This is a genomic window from Streptomyces djakartensis, assembly GCF_014651075.1.
GTDB classification, from domain to species: domain Bacteria; phylum Actinomycetota; class Actinomycetes; order Streptomycetales; family Streptomycetaceae; genus Streptomyces; species Streptomyces djakartensis.
Genome location: NZ_BMWE01000002.1, coordinates 262,269 through 282,325 on the forward strand (window position 1 = coordinate 262,269; position 20,057 = coordinate 282,325).

The window sequence follows — 20,057 nt, forward strand, 5'->3', positions numbered from 1 at the left end:
GAAGCCGCGGGAGACTGTGGAAGGCTTCCGGCGCATGGGGGACAAGTCGTGGGCGGACGTGGGGTTCCGGACGACGAGCGGCCCGGTGCGCGGCCGGCGGCAGGCCCACGGTGTCGTGGCCGTTCTCGGTGTCCCGTACGCCGCCGCGCCCTTCGGTCCCGGCCGTTTCCGCGAGCCGCGGCCCGTCGACGGCTGGACCGCGCCACGCGACTGCACGAGCTTCGGGCCCATCGCGCCGCAGTCGGCGGAACTTCCCGGCGCACCGGTGTGGCGCCCCGGGGACGAGGACGTGCTCACCCTGAACGTGTGGGTACCGCGGCGGGCCGGCGGGCCGCTGCCCGTGCTGTTCTGGATCCACGGCGGCGCGTACACCTTCGGATCCTCCGCCCAGCCCGACTTCGACGGCGGGGCGCTCGCTCGCGCCGGGACGGTCGTGGTCAGCTGCAACTACCGGGTCGGTTTCGAGGGCTTCGGCCATGTGCCGGGGTTCCCCGGCAACCGGGGACTGCTCGACCAGACGGCCGCGCTGCGCTGGGTCCGGGAGAACATCGCCGCGTTCGGCGGCGATCCCGGGAACGTCACGGTCGCCGGACATTCCGCCGGAGCGGGATCGGTGGTCTGCCTGATGGCCATGGAGCGGGCGCGAGGGCTGTTCCGCAGGGCCATCGCCCACAGCGTTCCGCACGCCTTCTTCAGCGTCGAGGTCGCCGCGGCGGTCACAGCCAGGATCGCGGCCGAGGCGGGGGTCGATCCGACCGGAGAGGGCCTGCTGTCGGCCGCGCCGCAGGACCTGGTGGCCGCTGCCGGCAGGGTCGCCGGGCAGTGCGCCGACCACCCCGTGACGGCGCTCCAGGCGTACGACCCGGTGGTGTTCCAGCCCGTCGTGGACGGCGACGTGCTGCCCCTGGATCCGCTCTCGGCGCTGGCGGCCGGCACCTCCCGCGACGTCGACCTGCTGGTCTGCCACACCCTGGAGGAGTACTGGTTCCTGCACGAGGTCGCAGGCGTGCGGGGAGTGGCCTCCGAGCGGGAACTGGCGGAGTTCGCCGAGGCCCTCCGGGTCCCCGCCCGGCTGCTCGACGGATACCGCGAGCTGATGCCCGGCGCCGCGGTGCTCGACCGCTACCTCGCGCTCTTCGGCGACGCGCGGTACGGCGAGTACGCCCGCCGGCTCGCGGAACAGCACGCGCGAGCCGGCGGCCGGGCCCATCTCTCCCGTTTCGCCCGCAGGCGGGTCACTCCGGGCGGCGAGGCCAGGCCCTGGCACACCGCCGACATCCCGTTCGCCTTCGGCAACCTGGACGCGGACGGCGCCGCGTTCCTCATCGGAGGCGTTCCCGACGAACAGGACCGGGCACTGTCCCGGCGCATGCTCGGCGCCTGGACCGGTTTCGCCGCCCGCGGTGACCCGGGCTGGGCCCCGGTCACCGCCGACGCCGCACCGGTGCGGGTCTGGGCCGTTCCGGAGGACCACCTGGCCGACGACGCCACCTGCGAAGTCCGCGCGCTGTGGCGTGGCGTCCCCTTCGACCTCCTGCGGCGGTGAGACGGGCTACTCGAACTGGCCGGGGCGATAGTCGCCGGCCGGCTGCTGGAGGATGACGTTCAGCCGGTTCGCGGCGTTCATGAAGGCGATCAGAGTCACCAGCGCCACGAGCTGGTCCTCGTCGTAGTGCTTGACGGCCCGCTCCCACACGTCGTCCGGGACCCCGCCGGCGCCGTCCGCGATGCGGGTGCCCTGCTCGGCCAGCTCCAGCGCGGCGCGCTCGGCCTCGGTGAACACGGTGGCTTCCCGCCAGCCCGCCACCAGATGGAGACGTACGGAGGACTCGCCCGCGGCGGCGGCATCCTTGGTGTGCATGTCGATGCAGACGGCGCACCCGTTGATCTGGCTCACCCGGAGCGAGACCAGCTCCCGGGTGGCGGCCGGCAGCGGCGAGTCGACGACCAGCCGCCCGAGGGAGGTGAACTGCTTGATGAGCTTGCCCGCACTCGGGAGGGCGAAGACGTCGAGACGCGCGCTCATGGTGAGCTCCTTCGTCGTTGTCGATGCTTACGCCCCTATGAGTCAGGGTCGGGTGCCCGATGTGACATCGAAGAATGTGACGTGCGTCTCCCCCCGCAGCGCGGCCTGGTCACGGGAGGTCCGCGCCGGCCGCCCAATTGGATCTCCCGAAGCTCCTGCCACGGCGCGGCAGATCCACCAGACTCGCTCTTGTCTCGTCAAGAAGGAAGGACCCCCGAGCATGGCGAACAGCGCGCTTCTGGTGATGGACGTCCAGCGGGACGTCGTGGCCATCGCCGGCGCCGATTCCGGATATCTGTCGCGCCTGCGCGGGGCGATCGACGGAGCCCGGGCGGCCGGCATCCCCGTGATCTACGTGATGATGGGGTTACGGCCGGGTGATCCGGAGGTCAGTCCCCGCAACAAGGTGATGGCCGGCGTCGTGCGGGCCGGTCTGTTCACCGAGGGCCGGCCCGGCACCGAGATCCATGACGACGTCGCGCCCCAGCAGGGCGACGTCGTGGTCACCAAGAGACGGGGGAGCGCCTTCTCGGGCAGCGACCTCGACCTGGTACTCAGGGCCCGGGACATCGACAGCCTCGTCCTCACCGGCATCGCCACCAGCGCTGTGGTGCTGTCCACCCTGTGGCACGCCGTCGACCTGGACTTCGGCCTCACCGTCCTGGCGGACGCCTGCCTCGACACCGACCCCGAGGTGCACCGGATGCTCGTCGAGAAGCTGTTCCCGCAGTGGGCGGATGTCGTCACGGTCGGGGACTGGCTCGAAGCCATCGCACCGCACTAGTGCCGCGGCAGGGCCGTGCACAGTCCTCCCCGCGTACCCGCCAGTAAGCCCGTCCCTCTCCGCGATTCCGAGGAGTCCCCGTGATGACCTGGACCGGCCGCACCGCCACCGAGATATCGGCCGCAGTCCGCGAGAAGCGGGTCACTCCCCGCGAGGTGGTGGCCGAGCACCTCGCGAGGATCGAACGGCTCGACGGCCGGATCGGGGCCTTTCGCACCGTGCGTGCCGAGGCGGCCCTCGCCGAGGCCGACGAGGTGGCCGCCCGCGGCGACTTCGCCGAACTGCCCCTGGCCGGGGTGCCCGTGGCCGTCAAGGACAACCTCGCGGTGCGCGGCGAATCCACCCGTGCCGGTTCGGCCGCCACCCCGGACACACCGGCCGAGACCGACCATGTGACGGTGGCCCGGCTCCGGGCGGCGGGCGCGGTGGTCGTGGGGCTGACGAACGTGCCGGAACTGTGCATCTTCGCCACCACGGACGGAGTGTTCGGCACCACCCGCAATCCCTGGGACCCGATCCGTACGGCGGGCGGTTCCTCGGGCGGCAGCGCCGCCGCCGTGGCCGCGGCGATGGTGCCGGTCGCCCTCGGCAACGACGGCATGGGCTCTTTGCGCATACCGGCCGCCAACTGCGGCCTGGTCACCATCAAACCGGGGCAGGGGGCCGTCCCCACGGGTGCCGGTGACAGCAACTGGTTCGGCATGTCGGAGAACGGGCCGCTCGCCACCACCGTCGAGGACGCCCGGCTGATGCTCTCCGTCCTCGCCGGTGACGAGCCCGCCCCGCCCGTCCGGCCCGGCTCCCTCAGAGTGGCCGTGTCACTGCGCAGCCCACTGGCGGGGGTCACCATCAGCCGGCCTTACGCGGCGGCCGCCCGGGAGGCGGCCGGAGTACTGATGAAGGCGGGCCATCAGGTCAGGCGCGCCGACCCTCCCTACCCGATGTCCCTCGCACTGACCTCACTGGTCCACTGGACGGCGGGCACCGCCGCGGACGCCCAGCACCTCGACCCCCGTCTGCTGACCCGGCGTACCCGGGTCCACGCGAGGCTCGGCCGGCCCTTCATCACCGCCGTGCGTTCCGCGGCCGGCCGGGAGCGACTGCGCGGACGGCTGGCCCCGTTCTTCGCCGAGTACGACGTACTGCTCACGCCCGCGCTGGCCCGGCGGTCCCCGAAGGCGGGACCTTGGCACGAGCGGGGCTGGCTGAGCAATCTGCTGGCGAACACGAACCACTCACCCATGACACCACCGTGGAACCTCACCGGCTGGCCCGCCATGTCGGTCCCCTGCGGAACTCTCCCGTCGGGCGCGCCCTGTGCCGTGCAACTGGTGGGGCGCCCCGGCTCGGAGTCACAACTCCTGGCGCTGGCCGAGCAGTTGGAGCAAGGAAATCCGTGGCCGCGTACGGCGCCGATGAACTAGAGTCGGGCGGGTGACTGCCGGGTCGGCCGTGGGCCATGCACGAGTGAGGCGCCCGGCCTCGGCGTGAGCGCGGCGGGGGTGACCCCGCCCGGGGCCCGCCGGGAGCCGGAGAGGGCGCGAGCCCCGCCTCCCGTCTCCGTGTCCTCATCCCCGTGCGCCACGACGGCGCTTCACCACGGACCCGAGACCCGGAGACGATTCACACTCATGTCCTACGCACAGCCCGTGCCCGAACTGCCCACCACCGTCGCCCACCTCAACCACACCGTCGTCCACGCCTCCCGTCGCCGGTTGTCGGCGGACTTCCTGGCGGCCGTCCTCGGGCTGGAGGTCGGCGCCCCCTTCGGGCCCTTCCTGCCCGTCGACCTCGGCAACGGCGTGACCCTCGACTACTACGAGAAGACCGACGAGCCGGTCCAGCCGCAGCACTACGCGTTCCTCGTGCCCGAGGAGCAGTTCGACACCATGATCGCCCGCCTGGAGGCGCTGGGCGTCACCTACTACGCCGACCCGCACCACACCGAGCCCGGCCGGGTCAACGACCTCTTCGGCGGACGCGGCGCCTACTTCGACGACCCGGACGGGCACAACATGGAGATCATGACGCGGCCGTACGTCCGCCCCTGACGGGCCTGCTCTACAGCGCCCGGTACATGATGTGCAGTCCCACGAGTCCGCGCCGGGGATGCTCGAACGCGTCGGGAACGGTGCCGAGGATCGCGAAGCCCAGGGACGTCCACAGTTTCACGGCCGGGTTGGTCTCGACGACGGCGTTGAACACCATGCCCCGATAGCCGGCGGCCCTGGCCTCGGTCAGGAGGTGTCCGGCGAGGGCACGGCCGTAGCCGCGGCCGCCCTGGTCGGGGTCGACCATGAAGCCGGCGTTGGCGATACGGGCGGCGGGCCCGCCGTAGTTGGGAGTGAGATAGGCGGAGGCGACGACCGTGCCGCCGTCGTCCTCGACGACATAGACGCGCTTCGCCGGATTCATCCAGAGGACCCGGGCCTCCTCCTCGGAGGTGCCCGGGTCCCATGCGTACGTCTCGCCCGCGGCGACGATGCGGCGCCAGAACGGCCAGATGCGCGGCCAGTCGTCCCCCGTCGCTTCCCTGATCAGCATGGACGCGAGTCTGGCACGCCCTGCGCTCGGCCCTCGCGCAGGGGGCGTCCGGTCAGTCCACGCTGGGCAGGATGTGCGGCTCGACGAGGTCCTCCTCGTAGCCCGCGAGGCGGATCGGGGCCGACCGGGCCCACACGTCGAGGCTGCCGAGCTCGTCGGACCGCCGGCCCTTGCGCTCGATGCGTTCCTTGGGGCGTTGCTCGCTCTTGGTCTTCTCCGGTGTCACCGCGCACTCCTTATGTGTCGGTCACCCTCGGGACGTGTGCGCCGGCCTGCTGCGCCTGACGCCCGCTCGGGGTCTGGTACCTCATGCAGTTCGGACGCGGTGGCGCCGGTAACTCGCGGGAGCGCGGGCAGTGGTGAACCGGCTCGTCCCATGACGGAACGTGGGTGTGGGTCCCGTTCTGCTGTCCGTCCGCCCCAGACTAACCAAATGAGCGGGCACCCGCTCGATGGGGCTGAAAACGAGCGGTAACAATCGCGCGACATCTGGTGTTCAACTGGGGTTTCCACGCCCCTTTGTCAGATAAGGCCCCGCTTTGTGGATCACCCGATCGGCGTATGCCCGTACCAGCGCTTTCGCGTCATGACATGCCGTCAGTCGAAGATCCCGAAGCGGTCGGCCACACCCGGCCGCACGACGCCGGCTCGCGGCCCCTACCACTTCCCCGGCGCGTAGTCCTTCAGGAATACCCCGTACACATCCTCGCCCGCTTCTCCGCGCACGATCGGGTCGTAGACCCGGGCCGCCCCGTCGACCAGGTCGAGCGGCGCGTGGAACCCGGCCTCGGCGAGCCGCAGCTTGTCGTAGTGCGGCCGCTCGTCCGTGATCCACCCCGTGTCGACCGAGGTCATCAGGATTCCGTCGGTCTGGAACATTTCCTGCGCGCTGGTCCGCGTCACCATGTTCATCGCGGCCTTCGCGGCGTTCGTGTTGGGGTGCCCCGCTCCCTTGTAGCCGCGCCCGAAGACGCCCTCCATCGCCGAGACGTTCACGACGTACGCGCGCCCGCTCTCCGCCTTCTTCGCGGCCGCCGCCATCGCCGGGCGCAACGCGCTGATCAGGATGAACGGTGACGTGTAGTTGCAGAGCTGCGTCTCCAGCAGTTCCACCGGGGAGATCTGGTCGATCGTCTGCACCCAGGTGTTGGACTCGACGACGTCGGGAACCAGGCCGCCCGCGTCGATCGCCGTACCGTCCAGATGCCGGGCCACGCTGGCGTTGCCCGCGACCAGCGCGAGGTCCGCGACCTTCTGGGCGTCGAGTCCGCTGGTACCGAGGGGCAGCGCGGCCAGCCCGTCGACCGCGCCGGAGTTGAACGCGCCGATGACGTGGTGGGCGGGCAGCTCACCCGCGGGCAGCGGGGCGCTCTCGCCCTCGACCAGGGCCGCGTAGGCGGACGGCAGCCGGCGCACGGTCTGGGTCGCGTTGTTGACGAGGATGTCGAGCGGGCCCGCCTCGGCGACCCGCTCCGCGAGGGCCACGGCCTGCGCCGGGTCGCGCAGGTCGATGCCGACGACCTCCAGGCGGTGGATCCAGTCCGCCGAGTCGTCCATCGCCTTGAAGCGGCGGATGGCGTCCTTGGGGAAGCGCGTGGTGATCGTGGTGTGCGCGCCGTCCCGCAGCAGCCGCAGCGCGATGTACATGCCGATCTTGGCCCGGCCGCCGGTGAGCAGGGCCCGCTTGCCGGCGAGGTCCGCGCGGGCGTCGCGCTTGGAGCGGTTCACCTGTGCGCAGTCCGGACAGAGCTGGTGGTAGAAGTAGTCGACTTCCACGTACCGGGTCTTGCAGGTGTAGCAGGAGCGCGGACGCTGGAGTATCCCCGCGATCCTGCCCTCCTGCGTGTTCGACGACGGCAGCAGGCCCTCGGTCTCGTCGTCGATGCGCTGGGCCGAGCCGGTCGCGGTGGCTTCCGTGACCGCCTTGTCGTGGGCGGTCTTGGCGGCCCGGCGCTCCTGGCGGCGGCGCTGCTTGACCGTGCGGTAGACGCCCGCGGTGGCCCGGCGCACCGCGATGGCGTCCGGGTGGTCGATCTCCAGCTTGTCGAGTTCCTCGAGCACGCTGAGGCAGACCGCCAGGCGCTCCGGGTCGATGCCGGGTCCGTACGAGAGCCCGCTCGCCTCGTCCATGGCCTGCGGGCCGTCCTCTGTCACCGTCATCGCCGCTGTCGTTCCCTGCTCTGCCGTCGCGGGGCGCCCGTCGCGCCCGCCTTTCGAACGGCGGATTTTACTTCAGCGCCGGGCCGCACCGCCAAACCCGCTCTGTTCAGGACCGGCAGGCCGTGCTGAGCGTCCGCACCTCCTCCGAGAAGGCCGCGGCGAGCCGGTCGAGGTCCGGCACGGCCCTGCCGTCGGCCACCAGGCCGTAGTGGACGCTTCCGCGGTACGTCGAGACCGCCACGGCCAGCGAGTGGCCGGGGGCCAGCGGGGCGAACGGGAAGACGGCGGTGAGCGGGTCGCCGCCGAGCTTCAGGCCGAGACTGGGCAGGGGCACGCTGGTGACCAGGATGTCGAACCAGAGCCGGGCCGCCTGGCCGACCAGGGGCCCGCCGAACCGGTGGCCGAGCGCCGGGACGTGGTCGGCGAGCAGCGCGACGGCGCCCGCGCCCCGGTTGGGGCCGGCGTCCTTGTTGCGGTCCATGGCGGTGCGGACCGCGGCGAGGCGGGCCAGCGGATCCGCATCGTCCACCGGAAGCCGTATCAGGTAGCCGGAGAGCCGGTTGCCCTGCGGGTAGGCGGTGCGCGGGCGGCGCTTGGAGACCGGGATGAGGGCGCGGGGCGCGACGCTCTCGACGGCGTCGCCGCGCTCGTCGAGCCAACGGCGCAGGGCGCCCGCGACGATGGCGATCAGGACATCGTTGACGGTTCCGCCGACGGCCTTGCGGACATGGTGCACGTCGTCGAGGTCGAGGAGCACTCCGGCGGTGCGGCGGGTGCCGCTCGGCTCGCAGGTGAGCGCGGGGGTGGAGCGGACGTCGAGGGAGGAGCGGGCCACGGAGGCGCCGATGTCCAGGGCCCGGCTCACGTCGGACAGGGCGCCGCGCAGCAGACCGGGGAGGTCGCGCACGTCCGGCAGCAGGGGGCGCGGGGTCTCAGCGGGGCGTGGCCGGGGCGCCGGCATGTCCATGGGGTCCATGATCCCCGCGGCGAGGGTCAGCGCCCGCAGCCCGTCGGCCAGGGCGTGGTGGAACTTGAACAGCACCGCGTAGGAGGTGCCGTCCTCACCCGGCAGGACATGGGCCTCCCACGGTGGCCGTCCGCGCTCCAGCGGACGCCCCATGAGCCGGCCCGCCACCGCGTGGAAGTCGGCGGCCGGGGCGTGCAGCCGCACGTGGTCCAGCGGGTCGAAGTGCGGGTCGGGTTCGCGGGCCGCGCCACCGAAGGCCAGCGGCCGCCGCAGTGCGGAGGGCAGGGGCTGCCACACGTCGCGGATCCGCATGCGCAGTCCGGGCACGCCCGCGGCGCGGGCCGCCAGCAGGTCCGCCGCGTGGGCACCCGCGGCGGGCGAGCCGGCGGTGAAGAGCCCGAGCGCGCCGAGGTGCATCGGGTGTTCCGCGGACTCGATGTTCCAGAACGCCAGGTCGAGTGGAGCGAGCAGGTCAGCAGTCAAGGGCTTGCCTCGCGTCGACGACGGGTGGGCCAGCAGTCAAGCGCCCCCAGCCGATTACGGTCAAGTACGATCACGCTACATACAGTTAACAACAGATTAAGTCCCGCCCCGGAGACAGGGGTGGGACTTATGGTGCATCCGCGGTCAGTCCAACACAGGTTGCGGCGCCGGGCATCTCCGTGGGAGTCACCCGGGAGGCGTCACGGACCGGTGCCCGGCCCGCCGGTTTCAGCTGACCAGCTGGCCCTTTCCCAGGGCGATGACCCCGCCCTTGGAGACGGTGTACAGCTCGGCGTCCCGCTCCGGGTTGACGCCGATCGTCGCACCAGGCGGCACCTCGACGTTCTTGTCGAGGACCGCGCCGCGCACCACCGCACCCCGGCCGATGTGCACGTTGTCGTGCAGCACCGAGCCCTGCACCACGGCCCCCGGGTCCACCACGACACCGGGCGACAGCACCGAACGTGTGACCTGCCCGCGGACCAGGCAGCCCGCGCTGATGATGGACTCGCTGGCGATGCCGCCGGCGTTGAAGCGGGCCGGCGAGAGCTGGTACGAGTGCGTGTAGACGGGCCAGCTGCGGTTGTACAGGTTGAAGGCGGGGCGCTCGGCGATCAGGTCCATGTGCGCCTCGTAGTACGCGTCCAGCGTGCCGACGTCGCGCCAGTAGCCCTGGTCGCGGGTGGTCTCGCCGGGCACGTGGTTGGCGCTGAAGTCGTACAGCGCGGCCTCGCCCCGCTCGGTGAGCTGGGGCAGGATCGAGCCGCCCATGTCGTGCACGGACGACTCGTCCTCGGCGTCCCGCTTGAGCGCCTCGATGAGGGCCTTGGTGGTGAAGATGTAGTTGCCCATCGAGGCGAAGACGCAGCTCGGGTCGTCCGCGAGACCCGGCGGGTCGGCCGGCTTCTCCAGGAAGCGCTCCACGGTCTGGCCGTCCGAGCCCGGCGTGATCACCCCGAAGGACGAGGACTCGGTGCGCGGCACCCGGATGCCGGCCACCGTCACGCCCGCGCCGCTCTCGATGTGCTGGGCGAGCATCTGGCGGGGGTCCATGCGGTAGACGTGGTCGGCGCCGAACACGGCGACGTACTCGGGGCGCTCGTCGTAGATCAGGTTCAGGGACTGCAGGATCGCGTCGGCGCTGCCCAGGTACCAGCGGGGGCCGAGGCGCTGCTGGGCCGGGACGGGCGTGACGTAGTTGCCCAGCAGGTTGGACATCCGCCAGGTCGTGGTGATGTGCCGGTCCAGCGAGTGCGACTTGTACTGCGTCAGGACGCAGATGCGCAGGATGTCCCCGTTGACGAGGTTGGACAGGACGAAGTCGACCAGGCGGTACGTACCGCCGAAGGTGACGGCTGGTTTCGCGCGGTCCGCGGTCAGGGGCATCAGCCGCTTGCCCTCGCCGCCCGCCAGTACGATCCCCAGGATCGAAGGACCACCACGCATGGCCGCTCCCCTCACGCCGATTTTCCGATGCCTGCCCGAGAGCAGGACCCGCTAAGCCTGTTTGACGATCTCCTCGTAGAGCAGGGCCGTGCGGCGGGCCACCGCGTCCCAGCCGAACTCGCCGACCGCGCGTTCCCGCCCCGCCTCACCCATCCGCCGGGCGGCCACCGGGTCGGCCAGGACGGTGTCGACGGCCCGGGCGAGACCGGCCTCGAAGCCGTCGCCGGGCCGGACCAGCAGGCCCGTCCGGCCGTCGTCCACGACCTCGGGGATACCGCCGACCGCCGAGGCCACCACGGGAGTGCCGCAGGCCATGGCCTCCAGGTTCACGATGCCGAGCGGCTCGTAAACCGACGGGCAGACGAACAGGGCGGCGTGGGTGAGGAGCTGGATCACCTCCCGGCGCGGCAGCATCTTCGGAATCCAGTACACGCCGTCGCGGACCCGGCTCAGCTCCCCGAACAGCTCGCGGAACTCCTGGTCGATCTCCGGAGTGTCCGGCGCGCCCGCGCACAGCACGACCTGCGCGGCCGGGTCGATGTCACGCACCGCGCGCAGCAGATGGGGCACGCCCTTCTGGCGGGTGATGCGGCCGACGAACAGCACGTAGGGGCGGGAGCGGTCGAGACCGATCCGGTCCAGGGCGCCGGTGCCGTGGTCGGGCCGGTACAGGCTGGTGTCGATGCCGTTGTGCACGACGTGGACACGCTCCGGGGCCAGCGCGGGGTAGCAGCCGAGGATGTCCTCACGCATGGCCGAGGACACGGCGATCACCGCGTCGGCGGACTCGATCGCGGTGCGTTCGGCCCAGCTGGACAGCTCGTAGCCGCCGCCGAGCTGCTCGGCCTTCCAGGGGCGCAGGGGCTCCAGGGAGTGGGCGGTCATCACGTGCGGGATGCCGTACAGCAGCTTGGCGAGGTGGCCGCCGAGGTTGGCGTACCAGGTGTGGGAGTGGACCAGTTCGCGGCCCTCGAGGGTGGCGGCCATGGCGAGGTCGACGGAGAAGGTGCGCAGCGCGTCGTTGGCGCCGTCGAGCGTGGACCAGGGCCGGTGGCGGCGCACGCCGTCGGCACGGCCCTCGCCCCAGCAGTGCACGTCGAGGTCGACCAGTGCCCTCAGCTCCCGGGCGAGGAACTCCACGTGGACGCCGGCACCGCCGTACACGTCCGGCGGGTACTCCCGGGTCAGCAGTCCCACTCGCACCCGCAACTCCCTGCTCTCAGCCGCCGTTCCCTTTCATGGTCACCCAGATGTGGCGCGTGGGGAAGAGCGGGGCGCGCTCGGGAAGCAACAGTCGCCGCAGACGCCACCGCCCGGCACGCGGTAGTACAGACAGCAGCTGCGGCGCCGGAAGCCGGTACCGGTGAGAGTTCCGGAGCCGGCGAGCAGGGGGTGGGCGAGGAGTTCCGCGGCCAGGTCACGCGCCCGGGCCGCGGGGTCCGTACGGCCGTGCCGCCGGGCCCAGCGCTCCAGCTCACGGGCGGCGCCCGCCAGCGCGGAGGCGGCGTTGCCTCGCAGCAGTCCGGGGGCGAGGCGGTGACGGACGCGCAGGGCCGCCGACAGCGGTTCGAGGTGGCCGTGCAGGACCACGTCCGCGAGGGTCGGCGCGTCCCCGGGCAGCGGCCGTACGTCCGGCAGCCACAGGTCGTCGGGGGCGGCTGCGTCGGCGTCCCAGTGCAGCAGCCGGGCGTCGAGGTCGGGGAGACGGCCGTACAGCGTGGCGCAGCCCAAGGCCACGGACCACAGGCGGGCCGCGAGACCCTGGTGGGCCACCGACGCGGCGACGCGCGACTCGCGGGTGTGCAGGGCGCTCGCGACCTTGTGGACGCGGAATGTCAGAGGATTTCCGCCTTTGTCCGGTGACGCGTCGGCGTACGTCTGTGCCAGAGTGGGAAGAGGCCCGGCTGCCGCTCCTCCCGTGCGCAAGCCGAAGAAGGCGCCGAGCGGGCGGAGCGCGACGAGGTCGGGGTCGAGGTTCACGAAGAGCAGTAGTACCAAGACCCCTGAGGGATGCGGCCTGGTGACCCCCGACCGGCGTCGCCCACCCTGGGGATGACGGGGTTCCCCTCGTACTCCATCGGCAGTAGGACCCAATGAGTGCTCAGGGACGACGACGGGAAGACCTGGACACGGCAGGGTGTTGGTCATGAAAGCCGACCATTCGCCGCGCCGGGCCGAACGCCCCCGCCTGCCGCAGAGGAGCAGCCGATGAGCGCCCTCGCGTTGTCCGTTCTGCTGTCCCTCGTCTCCGCGGTCGCCTACGCGGGCGGGGCGATCGTGCAGGAGCGGGTGGCGGAGTCCTCGCCGGGCGAGCAGTACGCGCCGCTGAGCCGGCCGGGCTGGTGGGCGGCGGTCGCGCTGAACGGCCTGGGCGGGCTGCTGCACGTGGTGGCGCTGGCGTACGGCCCGCTCAGCCTGGTGCAGCCGCTCGGCGCGCTGACCATCGTGGTCGCCCTGCCGATGGCGGCCCTGTTCGTCGGCCGCAGGGCCGGCGCCACGGCCTGGCGGGGCGCGATCATGGCGACGGTCGGCCTCGCCGGTCTGCTGTCCCTGGTCGCCGCGTCCGGCGCGCGGTCGCTGGACACGGCGCAGCGGGTGGCCCTGGCTCTCGTCACCGCCGGTGCGGTCGTGGCGCTGATGATCGCCGCCCGGGCCGCGCACCGGCACCCGGCGGTCCGCAGCATGCTGCTGGCGACCGCCTCCGGTATCGCTTTCGGCATGTCCTCGGTGTTCACCAAGACCGTCGCGGTCGACTGGACCGGCGGTGTGTCGGCGGCTGACGCACCGTCCCTCACGGTCATCGGTGTCCTGGCCACGGCCGGCATGCTGCTGTCGCAGGCCGCCTACCGGGGCGCCGGCCTCGCGGCGCCGCTGGCCACACTGACGGTCGTGAACCCGGTGGTCGCGGCCGCCGTCGGCATCACCATGTTCGGCGAGACCTTCCGCTACGGCACGACGGGCACGGTGCTCGCCCTGAGCTGCGGAGTGGTGGCGGCGGGCGGTCTGATCCTGCTGACGACGGAGCGTCTGGCGCAGGCCCGGCCGGAGCGGGCCGGAACGGGGCTGGTGGCTTCCGGGACCGGGCCGGCTCGGGCCGGGACGGGGCTCGCGGACACGGATCTGGCGGCGCTCAGCTTCCTGCCCGGGCCTGCGGAGGCCGGGGGCCTGGCCGGCGGTGAGCCGCGCGGCACGGTGGAGGTGCTGTCCGGCGGCCCGGCCGGGCCGGTGGGCGCCTCATGGGCGACCTCGGGTGCCTCGCCCGGCGTTCCCGGCCCGGGCGGTTCGTCCGGCGTTCCCGGCCCGGGCGGTTCGTCCGGCGGGCCGGTGGGGGCGCCAGGCATCGTGGGTGCGCCGCTCGTCGCCGTGGGCGCACCGCTCCTCGCCGTGGCCGCGCTGCCCGATGCGCCGGGCGGCGGAGCGGCGACTGGGACCGGCGACCGCGGCGGAGCCGGACCGGCACGGGCCGGGGACGCACCGGTATCCGGCCCCCGACCCCTGGCCGCCGATGCCGCCGATGCGCCCGAGGCCGGCCCGGACGTCCCCTACATGCCCCTCTTCGGGGTGCCGTACGTCTCCCTGCCCACCGTCGACCGGCACCGCGCGCGCGTCAGATCCTGACCCCGCCGGCCCTCAGATACGCGATCGGGTCGACATCCGTCCCGAAACCGGGCCCCGTCCGCACCTCGAAGTGCAGATGCGGGCCCGAGCTGTTTCCCGTGGAGCCGGAGCGGCCGATGCGCTGGCCGGCGCTGACCGGCTGCCCGTCCCGCACGGAGATCGCCGAGAGATGGGCGTACTGGCTGTAGCGGCCGTCGCCGTGCCGGACCACGACCTGGTAGCCGAACGAGCCGCCCCAGCCGGCACTGACGACGGTGCCCGCCGCGACCGACTTGACGGTCGTGCCCGTCGGCACCGGGAAGTCGACGCCCGTGTGGTAGCCCTGCGACCAGGCCGAGCCCGCCTTGCGGTAGGGCGTGCCCAGGGACGCGCTGACCGGGGCGACGACGCCCTGCCGGGACGTCGTGGATCGTGCCGCGCGGTCCTTGCTCTCGCTCTTCGAACGCTCCTCGCGCTCCTTCTTCGACCGCTCCTTGGCGCGCTCCCCGGTGCGATCCGAAGCCGGTTTCCTCCTCGACGGCTCGGCCGACGGGGCGCGCTCGGGCGCCGGACGCGTCTTCGTGGCGCCCTCGCCGCGCAGCGCGAGTCGCTGGCCGGGCACGATCAGGTCGGGGTCGGCTCCGATGGCGGCGCGGTTGGCGGTGTACAGGCTCCGCCAGCCGCCCCGCACGTCTCGTTCCTCCGCGATGCCGGACAGCGTGTCGCCGCGGACCACGGTGTACATCTGGGCGCTGCCCGCCCGGGACTGCGGTGTGCTCTGCGGCCGCACGTCCTCGATGGAGGTCCTGGCGCTCTTCCTCTCGTCCTGCTTCGTCCTCCCGGCCGCCGGCCGGACGCCGGGCCCGGCATCGCCCCGGGTCAGTCCGGCCCGGCCCGAGCACACCGGCCAGGCGCCCGGGCCCTGCCCGTCGAGTACCTTCTCGGCCACCGCGATCTGCTGGTGCTTGGTGGCCAGGTCGGCGCGGGCCGCGTAGGCCCGGCCGCCGTAGGCCTCCCAGGTGGACTGGGTGAACTGCAGCCCGCCGTAGAAGCCGTTGCCGGAGTTGATGTCCCAGTTGTTGCTCGACTCGCAGGCGGCGACCTTGTTCCAGGTGTCCACGTCGGCCGCCTGAGCGGTGCCTGCGCCCATCAACGGGAGCGCCATGCCCGCACCACCCGCCGTGACGGTGAGTGAAGCGCGGTTGATCCTGTTCGGCTGATACCGGCGATGCCGGCCGCGTACGGCCATCGAGAGCCCCCTAGGCATGCGTCAGGAGGGGCAAAAGTAAGCGCTGCGAACCGGCCACGACAAGGCGGCTATCGGCCGCCCGGTTGCCCAAATGGCCGGTAACAGGCCCCTGTTGCGCGACGTGTGCCACGGCTCTGCATCGTGTACGCCACGCGGTGCGCGGGTGCGGCGCGCGCGGGGACGCGTACGGCCGCTGAGTGCCAGGGGGGCTCTCGTGCGTATGTGCCTGCGCGACGTCGTGCGACCCGCGCGTGCGGACGAAGTAGCGGCACGTCAGGATGGTCGGCGGGGCATGCTTGTGGGGCCCCACCGGCAGCACCGGTACCAAGGTATTTAGGAGCCAACCGTATGAGCAGTACAGCGCAGATCGGCGTCACGGGTCTCGCGGTCATGGGCCGCAACCTCGCCCGCAACTTCGCCCGCAACGGCTACACGGTGGCGGTGCACAACCGGACGCCCGCGCGCACGCACGCCCTGGTCGAGGAGTTCGGCGGCGAGGGGAAGTTCGTCGCGTGCGAGAGCGCCAAGGAGTTCGTGGCCGCGCTGGAGCGGCCGCGGCGGCTGGTCGTGATGGTGAAGGCCGGTGAGCCGACGGACGCGGTGATCCAGGAGTTCGCCCCGCTGCTGGAGCCCGGCGACATGATCATCGATGGCGGCAACGCGCACTTCGCCGACACACGCCGCCGGGAGCGCGAGCTGCGCGAGCAGGGCATCCACTTCGTCGGCATGGGTGTCTCGGGCGGCGAGGAGGGCGCGCTGAACGGGCCGAGCATCATGCCCGGCGGCCCGAGGGAGTCCTACGACTCGCTGGGTCCCATGCTGGAGAAGATCTCGGCGAAGGCGGCCGACGGTTCGCCGTGCGTCTCGCACGTCGGACCGGACGGTGCCGGGCACTTCGTGAAGATGGTGCACAACGGCATCGAGTACGCCGACATGCAGCTCATCGGTGAGGCCTACCAGCTGCTGCGGGACGTCGCCGGCTACTCCCCCGCCCAGATCGCGGAGATCTTCCGCACCTGGAACCGGGGCCGCCTCGACTCCTACCTCATCGAGATCACGGCCGAGGTGCTGTCGCACGTGGACGCGGCGACGGGCAAGCCGTTCGTGGACGTGGTGGTGGACCAGGCCGAGCAGAAGGGCACCGGCCGCTGGACCGTGCAGATCGCGCTCGACCTGGGTGTGCCGGTGTCCGGCATCGCCGAGGCGGTCTTCGCGCGGTCGCTGTCCGGGCACGCCGGGCTCCGGGAGGCCTCGCGCGGCCTGGCCGGCCCGCAGGCGAAGCCGCTGAGCGAGGCGGAGGCCGGAGCCTTCGCCGACCGGGTGGAGCAGGCGCTGTACGCGTCGAAGATCGTGTCGTACACGCAGGGCTTCCACGAGATCGACGCGGCCCGCGGTGAGTACGGCTGGGACATCGACCTGGGTGCCGTCTCCGCGCTGTGGCGCGGCGGCTGCATCATCCGGGCGGCCTTCCTGGACCGGATCCGCGCCGCCTACGACGCCCGGCCGGACCTGCCGAGCCTGCTGTCGGACGAGACGTTCGCGCAGGAGATCGCCCAGGCCCAGGACGACTGGCGCGAGGTGCTGGTCGCCGCGACGCGTCAGGGCGTGCCGACGCCGGGCTTCGCGGCGGCCCTCGCCTACTACGACGCGCTGCGTGCGGAGCGGCTGCCGGCGGCGCTGACGCAGGGGCAGCGGGACTACTTCGGTGCGCACACCTACCGGCGGGTGGACCGGGACGGGTCGTTCCACACGCTGTGGGGCGGGGACCGGTCGGAGGTCTCCGCGTAGCGCTCCGCGCCGACGGACCCGATACGGGGCCGGTGGACAGCCGCTTCGGCTGTCCACCGGCCCCGTTGCCGTGCGCTCGCTTCAGGAAAGCGGCGGGCCCGGCTCGGGGTTCGGTACGGGTTCCGGCCCCGGGGGGATGGGCGACGGGTCGGGGCCGGGCACGGGGTCCGGCCCGGGGGGCGCCGGCGGTGTCGGACCCGGTGGCGGGGTCGGGGACGGGGGCGGCGGCGTCGGCTCGGGGCCCGGCGGGGGCTGCGGGTTCGGCACCGGGTCCGGGTGCGGATCCGGGTGCTGGGGATCCGGGCCCGGTGTCGGTGCCGGCGGCACGGGGTCGGGATAGGGGTTGGTCATCAGGTCCTCCAGCCAGTCGGTCGACTCCGGCTCTGGACTACTCCCCCGCCTACCCGGCACCCGCGTCCCCAGTCACCCCGGTGCGGGACGGGAACGGGTCCAGGTGGGGGTGTCCGGGGCAGGAGCGCGCGTCCCGACCGACGACCGGCATCCACCGGCACCGCCCGGCCCCACCGGCACCGGGCGGCGCGCGCCCTGGCACGAGACGGCCGATGCCGGTGGATGCCGGTGGATGCCGGTCGTCGGTCAGAAGCGGCCCGGATGCGCTGCCAGCCACTCCTTCGCCGCGGCCGACAGGTCCTGGCCGGCCGGTGGAGCCTCCTCGGGGTGGCGTTCCGCCCACTTCGCGACGTACGGGCACAGGGGAACCACCGCGCTGTCCTCGCGCCCGGCGATGCCGTACAACTCGCGCGCCAGCGCGCCCGCGACGCCCTTGCCCTCGTGGGCCGGCTCGACGATCGTGTGGACGGGCACGATCGCGCGCCCGGGGCTGTCGAGGACGAAGTACTCGACGCGGCCGATCACTTCACCGTCCGCCACCGCCTCCAGGCGGCCCGCCGCCCGGTCGTCACGAATCTCCGGGGCGCTCATGGACACGCTCCTGCTCCTCTGCGTGGATCGCCGGTCAGGCCCTGGCGGCCTGCGGGCTGCGCTGCTGGTCCGAGCCCGGCACCGGCTCGGACGGGTCGGTGCCCAGGTCCACGATCCGGTTGTCGTGGTCCACGTGCACGACCCGGGGAACGAGTGCCCGCGCCTCGGCGTCCGTCACCTGGGCGTAGCTGATGATGATCACCAGATCGCCGGGGTGGACGAGATGGGCGGCGGCCCCGTTGATCCCGACCACACCGGACCCGCGCTCGCCCTCGATGACGTACGTCTCCAGCCGCGCGCCGTTGGTGATGTCCACGATGTGCACGAGTTCACCGGGCAGCAGGTTGGCGGCGTCGAGCAGGTCGGCGTCGATGGTCACCGATCCCACGTAGTGCAGGTCGGCCTGGGTGACGGTGGCGCGGTGGATCTTGGACTTGAAGAGAGTACGCAGCACTTTGGACTCCTGGAAGACGGCTCCCTGCCAGCTTTCTGCAGGTCAAGGGCGGTCCTCACTGTACACCGGCACCCCTCGGACTCGAAGATGCCGAGGAACATCGACTTCACTCGGGCAAGAAGGCTCCTCACCTGCACTTTCCGTGCGAACCACGCTGATGCGGTCTGGCGGCAGGCACGGATGCTGGCTGCGCCAGGCGAGACGGTCTACCGGCTGCATGGCCACCAGTTCCCCATCGAGGACGAGGGAGGCCCCGCGCAACCGGACGGCGAGACGTACCGCCTTCCGTAAGCACCTGTCAGGGTCTCTGCTGACCATGCACAACGAGCACGACAAGTAGCGGATCCGGCCGTGTGAAGGAGCGCAGAAGGCCACGCTCCACTGCGGGGTATCGCTCGACTGCCCTGCACATCCGCCGTGCCGGGTGGCCACCCATCGTGGACGGCTCCGGGTTACAACTACTGGCTACTCCGCCTCCTCTCGTTGCAACGGCGGTAGAGGCGGGATGGGCGCGATGTCCGCCTCTCAGGCGTTCTCGTCATGGATCCGCGCGCCCAGATCCTCCGCCCACTCCAGTGCCCACGTCTTGAGTTCGTCGATCTGGCGGGAGGTGAGCCCATACGCGGTGTAGTCCTCATCCTCGTACCAGTCCGCGCCAATGAGCCTGTCCCGGAGGTCCTCAAGGCTGAACTCGTCGTGGGCACGACGGCGGCCCAGGGATTCGAGGTCGGCGGTGGAGCGGTGGCGGGAGGCAGCCTGGACGTCGATGAGGTCGCGGACGGTACCGCGGTCGGCGAGGGCACGGACCTTGGTGCCGATCACGTCATCGAGGGAAAGAACAGGGCCGTAGGGGGTCTGAGCGGGAGGGGCCCAGAACGCCTCCTTGAGGACGTCGACCTCGCACTCCTCGCCGGTGTCCGGATCGGTGACGAGGAAACGGCCGCTGAGCGGATCGGTCTGGACGTGCGTGGTCCGCCATCCGCGCGCGCTGAGACCTGCTGTGAGTGAGGCGACGATCTCCTGCATCGGAGCGGGATTCTCGGTGGCGACGTCGAGGTCGCGGCTGAAGCGTTCGACCAGGCCGTGGGCCTGCACGGCGTATCCGCCGGTGAGGACCAGAGGGTAGGGGGAGCCGAGGTCGAGGATGTCGGCGAGGAGACGCTCGTGGAGCGGAGTGAGCTTCACGCGGCGGTCGTGTCGGCCGGAGCGGTGCGGAGCAGCTCAGGGAAGGCGTCCTCCCAGACCTCGCGGATGTAGGGACTAACCAAGCGCCGCAGCACGGGCCACTGCTCGATGAGCAGCCGGTGGTGCAGGAGGGCCACCAGGTCCTCACTCAGTCCTTCGGCGAGGACAGTCCGGTAGAGCGTCATGCGGGACTTCGGACGGTCCAGGCTGTAGCTCGTCCGCCCGGACCAGACGATGTGGAGCGGCAGGTCCACGGTGCCCTCGACGGGGCCGGCCAGCTCCTGCAAACGCTCGGGCAATCGGCTGCGGTAGCGGTCCCGCAGCACCTCGGCGCGGGGAGCGGTGATCGTCGGGTCCATGCATCCAGTATCGCTGCTGGGAGGCGGCGGCATGGCGGATACGGGGCTCTTCTGCCGTACGTACGGGTCGGGC

General features: G+C 72.2%; 19 protein-coding genes. 6 read left to right on the forward strand and 13 right to left on the reverse strand.

The genetic code is table 11. From position 1 onward, the window contains the following. Positions 1 to 34: 34 nt before the first annotated feature. Positions 35 to 1,546 (forward strand): carboxylesterase/lipase family protein, encoded by a 1,512-nt coding sequence (locus IE212_RS04680; RefSeq protein ID WP_190196394.1) that lies wholly within the window; start codon positions 35 to 37, stop codon positions 1,544 to 1,546. Positions 1,547 to 1,552: 6 nt separating this feature from the next. Here IE212_RS04680 and IE212_RS04685 read toward each other — a convergent pair whose 3' ends face one another. Beyond that, positions 1,553 to 2,026: a carboxymuconolactone decarboxylase family protein gene (locus tag IE212_RS04685; RefSeq protein ID WP_190196395.1), complete on the reverse strand. Its 474-nt coding sequence runs from the start codon at positions 2,024 to 2,026 to the stop codon at positions 1,553 to 1,555. 220 nt (positions 2,027 to 2,246) lie between these two features. On the opposite strand from IE212_RS04685, the gene IE212_RS04690 reads away from it, so the two are divergent. The 3 genes from IE212_RS04690 (at position 2,247) to IE212_RS04700 (ending at position 4,861) form a co-directional block, all read left to right on the forward strand. Beyond that, on the forward strand, positions 2,247 to 2,810 hold the full coding sequence (locus IE212_RS04690) for a cysteine hydrolase family protein (protein ID WP_190196396.1): 564 nt from the start codon (positions 2,247 to 2,249) through the stop codon (positions 2,808 to 2,810). An 80-nt stretch (positions 2,811 to 2,890) separates the two neighbouring features. Continuing rightward, the gene (locus IE212_RS04695; RefSeq protein ID WP_190196397.1) at positions 2,891 to 4,234 is read left to right on the forward strand and encodes an amidase; all 1,344 of its coding nucleotides are present in this window, start codon (positions 2,891 to 2,893) and stop codon (positions 4,232 to 4,234) included. 207 nt (positions 4,235 to 4,441) lie between these two features. Further along, positions 4,442 to 4,861 (forward strand): VOC family protein, encoded by a 420-nt coding sequence (locus IE212_RS04700; protein WP_190196398.1) that lies wholly within the window; start codon positions 4,442 to 4,444, stop codon positions 4,859 to 4,861. A gap of 10 nt (positions 4,862 to 4,871) precedes the next feature. Here the strand turns inward: IE212_RS04700 and IE212_RS04705 are convergent, their stop codons facing one another. The 7 genes from IE212_RS04705 to IE212_RS04735 all read right to left on the reverse strand — a co-directional run bounded on the left by IE212_RS04705 (position 4,872) and on the right by IE212_RS04735 (position 12,390). Continuing rightward, positions 4,872 to 5,354, reverse strand: coding sequence for a GNAT family N-acetyltransferase (locus IE212_RS04705; protein ID WP_190196399.1), 483 nt, complete (start codon positions 5,352 to 5,354; stop codon positions 4,872 to 4,874). A 52-nt stretch (positions 5,355 to 5,406) separates the two neighbouring features. Beyond that, entirely contained in the window at positions 5,407 to 5,580 is a 174-nt protein-coding gene (locus IE212_RS04710) for a hypothetical protein (RefSeq protein ID WP_190196400.1), read from the reverse strand. Positions 5,581 to 6,011: 431 nt separating this feature from the next. Beyond that, positions 6,012 to 7,514 carry an SDR family NAD(P)-dependent oxidoreductase gene (locus IE212_RS04715; protein WP_190196401.1) on the reverse strand — a complete coding sequence of 501 codons (1,503 nt, stop codon included), beginning with the start codon at positions 7,512 to 7,514 and terminating at the stop codon, positions 6,012 to 6,014. 106 nt (positions 7,515 to 7,620) lie between these two features. Continuing rightward, positions 7,621 to 8,964, reverse strand: coding sequence for a wax ester/triacylglycerol synthase family O-acyltransferase (locus IE212_RS04720; protein WP_190196402.1), 1,344 nt, complete (start codon positions 8,962 to 8,964; stop codon positions 7,621 to 7,623). Positions 8,965 to 9,192: 228 nt separating this feature from the next. Continuing rightward, on the reverse strand, positions 9,193 to 10,410 hold the full coding sequence (gene glgC / locus IE212_RS04725; RefSeq protein ID WP_190196403.1) for a glucose-1-phosphate adenylyltransferase: 1,218 nt from the start codon (positions 10,408 to 10,410) through the stop codon (positions 9,193 to 9,195). Between the two features lie 51 nt (positions 10,411 to 10,461). Continuing rightward, positions 10,462 to 11,613, reverse strand: a complete 1,152-nt coding sequence (gene glgA / locus IE212_RS04730) for a glycogen synthase (RefSeq protein ID WP_190196404.1) — start codon at positions 11,611 to 11,613, stop codon at positions 10,462 to 10,464. A gap of 39 nt (positions 11,614 to 11,652) precedes the next feature. Further along, a complete protein-coding gene (locus IE212_RS04735) occupies positions 11,653 to 12,390 on the reverse strand; it encodes a (2Fe-2S)-binding protein (protein ID WP_229864057.1) in 738 nt (245 codons plus the stop codon). A gap of 228 nt (positions 12,391 to 12,618) precedes the next feature. On the opposite strand from IE212_RS04735, the gene IE212_RS04740 reads away from it, so the two are divergent. Then, positions 12,619 to 14,028, forward strand: coding sequence for a DMT family transporter (locus IE212_RS04740; RefSeq protein ID WP_190196406.1), 1,410 nt, complete (start codon positions 12,619 to 12,621; stop codon positions 14,026 to 14,028). Here the strand turns inward: IE212_RS04740 and IE212_RS04745 are convergent. Further along, the gene (locus IE212_RS04745; RefSeq protein ID WP_190196407.1) at positions 14,018 to 15,256 is read right to left on the reverse strand and encodes a transglycosylase family protein; all 1,239 of its coding nucleotides are present in this window, start codon (positions 15,254 to 15,256) and stop codon (positions 14,018 to 14,020) included. The two genes, IE212_RS04740 and IE212_RS04745, sit on opposite strands and share 11 nt — an antisense overlap. Before the next feature lie 348 nt (positions 15,257 to 15,604). On the opposite strand from IE212_RS04745, the gene gnd reads away from it, so the two are divergent. Next, on the forward strand, positions 15,605 to 17,044 hold the full coding sequence (gnd, locus tag IE212_RS04750; RefSeq protein ID WP_190196408.1) for an NADP-dependent phosphogluconate dehydrogenase: 1,440 nt from the start codon (positions 15,605 to 15,607) through the stop codon (positions 17,042 to 17,044). 597 nt (positions 17,045 to 17,641) lie between these two features. Here gnd and IE212_RS04755 read toward each other — a convergent pair. The 4 genes from IE212_RS04755 to IE212_RS04770 all read right to left on the reverse strand — a co-directional run bounded on the left by IE212_RS04755 (position 17,642) and on the right by IE212_RS04770 (position 19,984). Next, complete coding sequence (locus IE212_RS04755; RefSeq protein ID WP_190196409.1) at positions 17,642 to 17,986, reverse strand: GNAT family N-acetyltransferase; 345 nt, start codon at positions 17,984 to 17,986, stop codon at positions 17,642 to 17,644. A gap of 34 nt (positions 17,987 to 18,020) precedes the next feature. Next, the gene (panD, locus tag IE212_RS04760; RefSeq protein ID WP_190196410.1) at positions 18,021 to 18,440 is read right to left on the reverse strand and encodes an aspartate 1-decarboxylase; all 420 of its coding nucleotides are present in this window, start codon (positions 18,438 to 18,440) and stop codon (positions 18,021 to 18,023) included. A 525-nt stretch (positions 18,441 to 18,965) separates the two neighbouring features. Further along, the gene (locus IE212_RS04765) at positions 18,966 to 19,625 is read right to left on the reverse strand and encodes a nucleotidyl transferase AbiEii/AbiGii toxin family protein (RefSeq protein ID WP_190196411.1); all 660 of its coding nucleotides are present in this window, start codon (positions 19,623 to 19,625) and stop codon (positions 18,966 to 18,968) included. Beyond that, positions 19,622 to 19,984: a hypothetical protein gene (locus IE212_RS04770; protein WP_190196412.1), complete on the reverse strand. Its 363-nt coding sequence runs from the start codon at positions 19,982 to 19,984 to the stop codon at positions 19,622 to 19,624. The genes IE212_RS04765 and IE212_RS04770 overlap by 4 nt, the downstream gene beginning before the upstream one ends. Positions 19,985 to 20,057 lie beyond the last annotated feature (73 nt).

Coding starts and splice junctions, on each gene's coding strand:
- IE212_RS04680 (WP_190196394.1), top strand. CDS start 35: ATGGGGGACAAGTCGTGGGCGGACGTGGGGTTCCGGACGACGAGCGGC.
- IE212_RS04685 (WP_190196395.1), bottom strand. CDS start 2,026: ATGAGCGCGCGTCTCGACGTCTTCGCCCTCCCGAGTGCGGGCAAGCTC.
- IE212_RS04690 (WP_190196396.1), top strand. CDS start 2,247: ATGGCGAACAGCGCGCTTCTGGTGATGGACGTCCAGCGGGACGTCGTG.
- IE212_RS04700 (WP_190196398.1), top strand. CDS start 4,442: ATGTCCTACGCACAGCCCGTGCCCGAACTGCCCACCACCGTCGCCCAC.
- IE212_RS04705 (WP_190196399.1), bottom strand. CDS start 5,354: ATGCTGATCAGGGAAGCGACGGGGGACGACTGGCCGCGCATCTGGCCG.
- IE212_RS04715 (WP_190196401.1), bottom strand. CDS start 7,514: ATGACGGTGACAGAGGACGGCCCGCAGGCCATGGACGAGGCGAGCGGG.
- glgC (WP_190196403.1), bottom strand. CDS start 10,410: ATGCGTGGTGGTCCTTCGATCCTGGGGATCGTACTGGCGGGCGGCGAG.
- IE212_RS04740 (WP_190196406.1), top strand. CDS start 12,619: ATGAGCGCCCTCGCGTTGTCCGTTCTGCTGTCCCTCGTCTCCGCGGTC.
- IE212_RS04745 (WP_190196407.1), bottom strand. CDS start 15,256: ATGGCCGTACGCGGCCGGCATCGCCGGTATCAGCCGAACAGGATCAAC.
- gnd (WP_190196408.1), top strand. CDS start 15,605: ATGAGCAGTACAGCGCAGATCGGCGTCACGGGTCTCGCGGTCATGGGC.
- IE212_RS04755 (WP_190196409.1), bottom strand. CDS start 17,986: ATGAGCGCCCCGGAGATTCGTGACGACCGGGCGGCGGGCCGCCTGGAG.
- IE212_RS04770 (WP_190196412.1), bottom strand. CDS start 19,984: ATGGACCCGACGATCACCGCTCCCCGCGCCGAGGTGCTGCGGGACCGC.